The organism is Pyramidobacter sp. C12-8 (assembly GCF_002007215.1).
Classification (GTDB): domain Bacteria; phylum Synergistota; class Synergistia; order Synergistales; family Dethiosulfovibrionaceae; genus Pyramidobacter.
Genome location: NZ_MUHX01000102.1, coordinates 1 through 269, shown reverse-complemented (window position 1 = coordinate 269; position 269 = coordinate 1). Strand labels below are relative to the sequence as shown.

Genomic DNA, 269 nt, shown 5'->3' with positions numbered 1-269 from the left:
ATGCATGTCAAGGGAGCTTTGCTCCACTTCGTGGAAACCCTTGACATACATATGCCACACAACTAAAGGGTACCTAAGGAATCAATGTTTAACTCTGTTACGCATTTGCTATAACTGCATCAATATCGAGCTTGCTACAATTCAGGTATATCATAGTCTCAAAGTACTCGTTATTCCTGAAGCCGCGTGCCCGGCGTTTGATGTTTTGGATGATACTGTTCATTCCTTCAAGAATTGCATTTGTAATGCGGTACTCGAAGTAATTCAGT

The 269-nt window shown here is 41.3% G+C and carries 1 protein-coding gene; it reads right to left on the bottom strand.

Annotated features, from left to right (window positions below; all coding sequences use genetic code 11):
- Positions 1-97: 97 nt before the first annotated feature.
- Positions 98-269, bottom strand: a 172-nt coding sequence (locus B0D78_RS13320; protein WP_205948338.1) for a transposase, incomplete at its 5' end; no start/stop codon positions are given.